General features: G+C 68.2%; 8 protein-coding genes. All 8 read right to left on the bottom strand.

Annotation, left to right across the window (positions count from 1 at the left end):
- Window positions 1-147: 147 nt before the first annotated feature.
- On the bottom strand, window positions 148-1,458 hold the full coding sequence (locus IL992_RS45275) for a tyrosine-type recombinase/integrase (RefSeq protein WP_193209462.1): 1,311 nt from the start codon (window positions 1,456-1,458) through the stop codon (window positions 148-150).
- Window positions 1,458-1,664 (bottom strand): helix-turn-helix domain-containing protein, encoded by a 207-nt coding sequence (locus IL992_RS45270; RefSeq protein ID WP_193209461.1) that lies wholly within the window; start codon window positions 1,662-1,664, stop codon window positions 1,458-1,460. The genes IL992_RS45275 and IL992_RS45270 overlap by 1 nt, the downstream gene beginning before the upstream one ends.
- Window positions 1,665-1,677: 13 nt before the next feature.
- Window positions 1,678-3,291: a replication initiator gene (locus IL992_RS45265; protein ID WP_193209460.1), complete on the bottom strand. Its 1,614-nt coding sequence runs from the start codon at window positions 3,289-3,291 to the stop codon at window positions 1,678-1,680.
- A complete protein-coding gene (locus IL992_RS45260) occupies window positions 3,288-3,470 on the bottom strand; it encodes a hypothetical protein (RefSeq protein WP_191049917.1) in 183 nt (60 codons plus the stop codon). The genes IL992_RS45265 and IL992_RS45260 overlap by 4 nt, the downstream gene beginning before the upstream one ends.
- Entirely contained in the window at window positions 3,467-4,888 is a 1,422-nt protein-coding gene (locus IL992_RS45255) for an FtsK/SpoIIIE domain-containing protein (RefSeq protein ID WP_193209459.1), read from the bottom strand. The genes IL992_RS45260 and IL992_RS45255 overlap by 4 nt, the downstream gene beginning before the upstream one ends.
- A gap of 86 nt (window positions 4,889-4,974) precedes the next feature.
- The gene (locus IL992_RS45250; RefSeq protein WP_193209458.1) at window positions 4,975-5,280 is read right to left on the bottom strand and encodes a hypothetical protein; all 306 of its coding nucleotides are present in this window, start codon (window positions 5,278-5,280) and stop codon (window positions 4,975-4,977) included.
- Window positions 5,277-5,699 carry a plasmid replication, integration and excision activator gene (locus IL992_RS45245; protein WP_193209457.1) on the bottom strand — a complete coding sequence of 141 codons (423 nt, stop codon included), beginning with the start codon at window positions 5,697-5,699 and terminating at the stop codon, window positions 5,277-5,279. The genes IL992_RS45250 and IL992_RS45245 overlap by 4 nt, the downstream gene beginning before the upstream one ends.
- A 117-nt stretch (window positions 5,700-5,816) precedes the next feature.
- Window positions 5,817-6,506, bottom strand: coding sequence for a GntR family transcriptional regulator (locus IL992_RS45240; RefSeq protein ID WP_319019255.1), 690 nt, complete (start codon window positions 6,504-6,506; stop codon window positions 5,817-5,819).
- Window positions 6,507-6,711 lie beyond the last annotated feature (205 nt).

Here is a 6,711-nt window from a genome sequence, read left to right as displayed (position 1 = left end):
TTCCCAAGCTGACAGCGCGGGTTCGATTCCCGTCACCCGCTCCAAGCGAGAAGGCCCAGGTCAGGGAGCACATCCCAACCCGGGCCTTGATTGTTTCCGAGGCTCTTTGATCTTCGCGGGCCATTAGCGGGCCATTAGCTCCGTGGATCAACCTGCGGGCATCTCGTCGGCCACGTCCCGCGCCTGGAGCTGCTTGTTGATCGCATCGGTGATCACCTTGTCCGCGCCGCGTACGGCGTGCTGATAGATCATGGCCGCCCGGACATTGTCGTGCCCCATCCGGGCCATGAGGTCCTTGAGCCCCGCACCCGACTCGGCCGCGAGCATGTTGCCCGTGTGCCGCAGGTCGTGGAAGTGCAGACCCGGCATGCCCATGTCCTTCACAACATCGACCCAGCGCGTCCGGGTGTTGAAGCCGCTACGCCGCAGCGGCCCGCCTTTGGCACCGGGAAAGACGAGCGCGCCCGGCTCGTCCTGGACGTAGGTCGCCAGGTGCTCATGCAGGGCCGGAATGATCCCTTCGGGGATGCCGACCACCCGCCGGCCCGCCTTGGACTTGGGCGGGCCGAGAACCAGCTCCCCCGTGGAGCGCTCGACGAAGGCCGCCCGAACGCGCACGGTCCCGGCCTCCAGGTCGAGATCACCGCGACGAAGCGCGCTCACCTCACCCCATCGCAGGCTCGCGAAGGTAGCGAGCAGGACCAGGGCGCGGAAGCGTCTGTCCTGGGTGCAGTCGGCCCGCCCGTCCGCGCCCATCTTCCACAGCACCCGTTCCGCCTCACCTCGTGTGGTGAAAATCTCAGGGTGCGACCGCATCTCTCCGTGCCGCTGAAACCTCAGCCGGTATGCCCCGTTCTTGAGCTTGCGGACATTGCCGACAGGACGACGGCCGACCCGGTCCGCCAGGTCGAGAACCTGAGCCACGGTCAGCACGGGCCGTTCTTCGGGGTGCTCGTCACCTGCCCCGCGGATTCGGCATGGATTGCTCGGGATGATGTGGTCCTCTTCGGCCGCCGTCATCAGCACAGCCCGCAGGAGCCGGTACGCCTTTGCCGCCACCGAGACCGAGACGCCGTTGCCGAGCAGGTCGGCCCGCCACTGCCGAATCATGGCCGTCGACAGCTTGCCGAGCTGGGCCGCACCCAGATACGGCGTGATGTGCTTGTTGAGCAGCCACCTATAGAGATCGACAGTGCGGGGGCGCAGGGCCGGACGCTGGGAGATCCAGTTCTCGGCGTAGTCGCGGAGCTTGACCTTGCCGCGATCCGGGTCGGTCCACTCCCCCTTGATGATCTGCGCCTCGATGAGCGAGAGCGCTCGTTCCGCGTCGCTCTTGCGCTCGTACGTCTCGGCCCCGGTGCGGATCCGACCGTCCGGGCCGGGATAGCGGATCTGGTAGCGCCCGGACTCTCGCTTGCGGATGTTGCCGAAACGGCGGTGACCGTCTCTGTTGGCCATCAGGCCGCCCTCCCGGTGACGTCATGGGCCGTCAGGGGCGCGACCGTGCCCGCGACGACGAAGGCGGCCAGCGCTGACTCGGAGATGCGGACGTGGCGACCGACCTTCACGAACTCGATGCGCCGTTCGGCCACCAGGCGGCGGACGAAGCGGACCGAGGTGTTCAGGCGGGCCGCCGCTTGCGGGACAGTGAGCAGTTGATCCAATGGGTTCCTCCTTTCACGCGGCGGACTGAATTGCCGAAAGATCTCGGCCCTCGGCTTGGGCCTGGAGTTGGTTCATGTGGTTGCGCCAGCGCTGGCGTTCGTGGACCGAGCGGAGCAGCCGTACGCCGATCGGGGCCAGCTCGGGATCACCTGGCTTGACCGGTCGCCAGACGTAGCGGTGAGGGTCGACCGGCTCATCTTCGACGCCGAGGGCCTCCAGGACCCAGGTACGGCGGTCCTGCTTGTGCTCGGTCAGGGTCTTGTTCGACCACTTCCGCGAGACGAGCACGCGCCGCCCCGCGTAACCGAGGTGATCCGGCTTGTGCGCCTTGCCCCTGCACCGGCCCGGAGCCATACCGGGCTTGGCGCCCTTGGGCTGCACCCCGTACCGCAGCCAGTTCGGGCACGTCGGCGAGCACGGCTCAAACCGCAACGCGTCAAGCAGCCGTTCGGCGTGTGCTTTGCGGCGAGGGTCGTCGGTGCCGAGAGCGTCGCCGAGGGACTTGGTCAGGTACTTCGACAGGTACTGGATCAGTTGGTCGGCATCCGGGGTGCCCGCGAGCACGCTCTGAATGTCGAGCTGGTCGCCGAAGCGCAGCACGTGCAGGGGTTCGGCCTCGTCGTCCTGGTCGAGGGCGTCGAGGGCCTGTTCCCAGGTCGGCAGCACTTCCCCGGTCTCGGGGTCGAGGTAGCCGGCCCCGTCCTCCCACACGGGCAGGCGGTCACCCTCGAACCGCACGACATCAGTGGACGGCCACCACACCTGGTGATACGTGGCCGCGACGATCTGCCGCAGCTCCGCACGGGGCAGGGTCCCGCGGATCGCCATGTGCAGGTGCGGCGCGAGCCGCTTCTGTGGTTCGACGGTGGCGAAGTACTGCACGTCGTAGCCCGCGACCCTGCGGAGGTTCTGCACGAAGCGGTCCACGAGCTTGGAGAAGTGCAGCGCATCGCGGGCCGCCCGCGCGTAGTCGTACCGGTCCGGGTCGATCGGCGCACCCTCCAAGACTCGTCCGTAGGAGGGCAGCGTGAGCGTGACGAACATGGACGGGCGGTAGGTCTTGCCGTCCGAGCCGGTGAAGGTCCGCCCGAGCGTGGTCTTGGTCATCTGCCGCTTGGGCAGGTCCGGCGCGTCCTGCCGCCGCTTGGTCGAGCGGGAGCGCTTGCCCGAGGTGCGGCCGAGGACGTTGCCGCGCATGCCCGCGCGGTTGATTTCCTCGTCCAGGTCCTCGATGGCGGCGTCGAGGTCGGTGGTGTCGCCGCCGGCCTTGTCGACCTCGTCCCGCCAGGCTTGGGCGTCGGCCCGCAGCTCGACGAGGTGACGCTGGTACTCGTCGGCGTTGTCGGGGAGGTTCACGGGCTCGTGGTCGAGGTGCCAGCCCTCCCGGCACTGCGCCCTACGGAGCTGCCGGTTGCGCTTGGCGCACGGCGGGCACTTGCTCTCCAAGGTGGCCCCACAGGGCACGTCGATGACCTCAACTTGTCCGGTGAGGATGTCCTGCCGCCGGAGCGGAACCGGCCGGATGCATACGCCGTACTGCTTGGCGATGTCTTCCACGACCTCCCGGGCCAGCGGTTGAGCCATCCGGACGGCGCGAGGGGTGGAGCGGTCCTGCGGGTCGGTCACCAGTCACCCCCGCACCCGTCGAGGGCGTCGACCAGGTCGAGGCCGTCAACGATGACGGTGGCTTTCTGGCCGCACTCGTGGCACTCGACGATCCCGCGCACCGGGTCGAGCCAGAGCACATCGAGCGCGCCGCAGCACGAGCAGCGCAGGCCGTCGAGGATGTGGGCAAGGCGCATCATCGGCTCACCCCCGCGAACTCAGCGACCATGGTGCGAATGTCGGCGTCAGAGACGTAGGCGGCCCGGACTCGCACCGGGTCAGGGGAGGTCTCCAGCCGGACGTAGCCGACGCCCGCCCCCAGCTCCGGGACCGGTGAGATGTGGTCGGCCAGTGCGCCCCGGTCGCGCGCGCCGTCGCCGAGGACCATGTCCACCTGCTCGGACTCATCAAGCCGCAGCGCGATCTTGTCGGGGAACAGGTTGCGGATGTTCATGACCTCCTTGCGCGGGTCCTGCAAGGCCGCCATGACCCCGACACCGACCGCCCGGCCCTGCGTGGTCAGGGTGGCCAGGGCCGCCGTGATGCGCTGACGGAGTTGCTTGTCGGGCTGGTAGGCGGTCAGGAACGCCACCTCGTCGACGAGCACCAGGACGAACGGGTCGGCAGGCGTCGGGGTGTGGGAGCGCTGGAGGCCAGCGAATCGGTCGGCCCGCTCCTGCATCACACTCACGGCCTCGTCGAGCAGGTCGGCGCACTCCTTTGGGTCGGCCGCGTACCGGGCGCCGAACAGGGGACGGCCGAAGGACAGTTCCATCCGCTTGGGGTCGAGCGCCCAGACCTGCACCAGCCCGGCCTGGATCGCAGGGAGGAGGCCGCGGATTGTCGACCACAGGTAGGAGCCTTTGCCTGCGCCCGTGGCTCCGGCGATCAGGACGTGGGTGCCGTGGACCTTGAGCCGCAGCGGTGTGCCGTCCTCGCATCGTCCGATCTCGACCGGCCCGACCGAGGCGACCTCAGGGATAGGGATGGCGGGCAGTGGTTCGGCGAGGGGGTCGCGCCGGGGGAAGGTGAGCACGAGCCGCCCGGCCCGAGCTACCGCCACCCGGCAGGAGGGCGCGCCGAAGCCGTGGGCCAGGTGTTCGATGCGCTCGGCCCAGTCGGTGACAGCTTGGCCGTTGAGCATCTTCGCGCTGACGCGGTCGGCCCACCCATCGCACTCCACCCGGACCAGCCGGGGCAGGTAGTCGCGGCCCCGGATATGCCGCCCGAGGCCGGAGACAACCATGACCGGTTGCCAGTGCCGCCGGTACACGGCGACGAGCCGCCACCAGGCCAGCAAGGGCCAGCCGACCATGCGCAGGAACGAGGCCCGATCCAGCAGCAGCCAGGACAGCCCGGCCGAGGGCAGGAACCCGGCCATCACCAGGGCCAGGCGCCAGCCGTACAGGGTCCAGATCACCCCGAGGCCGACCGGCACGGCCACGGCGACCGGATGTCGCACCACGAGACGGACCAGGCACGCGAGCAGGCGCGACAGCCAGATCACGATGGTGACGATGGCGGGGGTCCGGACGACGGCCGGGCGGAAGACCACGGCAGTGTCTGGGGTGGTGGAGACGAGGTTGCGTGCCTCGTCGCCGGGAAGTTTCTTGAACATTAGGCTTGGTGTCCTCTCAGGCATTGGCGTGTGTGAGAGATCCCGGGGGCCGCTGGAATGCCAGTTCCAGCGGCCCCGCTCGTGTGTCAGGCCGCCGAGTCGGTGACCTGGGCGTGTTCGGCGTGGATGCGTTCGCAGTCGGCCAGGTACCGCGCGGCGGCGTTGAAGATCTCCCGGGCGATGTCCAGGTCGTCGGCGGTGACCGGCCCAGCCGCCCCGGCGGTCGAGACGGTCACGTCCGCCTCGTCGGACTCCAGGACCAGGTACGGCCGCCCGGACTCCAGCACCCGAGCCCGCGCCCGAGTGATCGAGGCGTAGAACGAGATGCCGATACGGGGACGCTCGCCGGGGTCGATCGACATCGACAGGTGCGTGTACGGCCGCCCGGTCACGCCGCCGCCTCCTTGCCGCCCGCGTGTCCGGACTTGGCCCCACCCGTCCGAGGCGGACGTATCTCCCGAACGCGGATGGAGTAGGCCAGGCGGCCGTTTCCGTTGACGTACGGGGTAACGGTGACGCCGTCGAACTCGACCGGCGTGAAGGGCAGGCCCGCGACCGGGGTCGGGGGCACCGGCTGGACGGGCGCGATGATTTTGACGGCGACGGTCTTCTGAGCGGGCTTGACCTGGGGGTCGGCGTCCATGACGGCGATCTGCCAGACCAGTTCGCCGCTCTGCTTGTCACGTGCCTGCACGAATCGGCCGTTGGTAGAGGCGTCGAAGTCCTTGACCGCCTCCACCTCACCGACGAGGTAGCAGCCGTGCGGGAAGACCATGTCGAAGCTGACGGGGATCGGACCTTGTAGAGCCATCGGGTATCTTCCTCTCTCGACTGATAGGCACTAAACCTATCGAGTGTCTTGAGCGTAAGAGAGCCCACTTGCTAGGTCAAGTGCCTAAGCTAAGTGGGCTCCGAAGGTGAGGCGTTCCTACCCGATGGGATAGGCGTCCTCCAGCTCGTGACGGTCGGCAGGCAGCACGACAGCCAGCACGACAAGGGGCCGGCCACCGGGGTCACGTACAGCCGCATAAACGTCGAGAACCGGCGTGTTCTTGGGCATGCCGAGCTGCTTGACCTCGTCAGAGGTAGGCATCCGTGCCGTGATCTGCTCGATGACGTGATCGAACCGGACGCTTTTACGGGCCTGAATATGCTCGCGGATACCCTGGGCCAGCGGCTCGGCGCTCGTGAGGTTCGTCCCCTCCGACAGGTCGAGGGGCAGCCACAGCGAGACGATCTCGGAAGGCTCATCGCCACGTGAGACCAGTCGGCGACGGAGGAACGCCTTACTCTTGGGCGATAGGTCGAGCAGAGCGGCGATCCTGTTCGGTACGGCTACCGCGCCGACTTCCAGTAGTTCGGCCGAGGGTGTCTCGGCGCTGGTGAGGTAGGCGTGGCCGGGCCGGGGTTGTTCGAGCGAGGCGAGGGCAGGGCGGCCCCGTACGAAACGGCCCTTGCCCTGCTGGGACTCGATCCAGCCCTGTTCCCGGAGCACGCGCAGGGCCGCCACGACGGTCGGACGGGAGACGCCGAACTCATTAATGAGCTGGTTCTCGCTCGGCAGGAGGGTTCCGGGAGGGTAGTCCCCCGCTTCGATACGCCGCTGAAGCGTCTGCACAAGCTGTGCATACTTCGGAGGCACTGACTCTAGAGACATCACGACCGTCCAGCAGCCGACAGGTTGTTTTACTAAGTTTGAGCCTAGACCGGCTCGATGCTTCTGTCACCTCGTTCGGCTGCACTCGCAGTCCGGGCGGAGGGGACCGGCAGGGCCACACGGGGGGACACGGGGGCGAGTCACTGTGGCCCTGCCGGAGATCAAG

The organism is Microbispora sitophila, assembly GCF_014892245.1.
GTDB classification, from domain to species: Bacteria; Actinomycetota; Actinomycetes; order Streptosporangiales; family Streptosporangiaceae; genus Microbispora; species Microbispora siamensis.
This window is presented reverse-complemented; position numbering and strand designations above follow the sequence as displayed.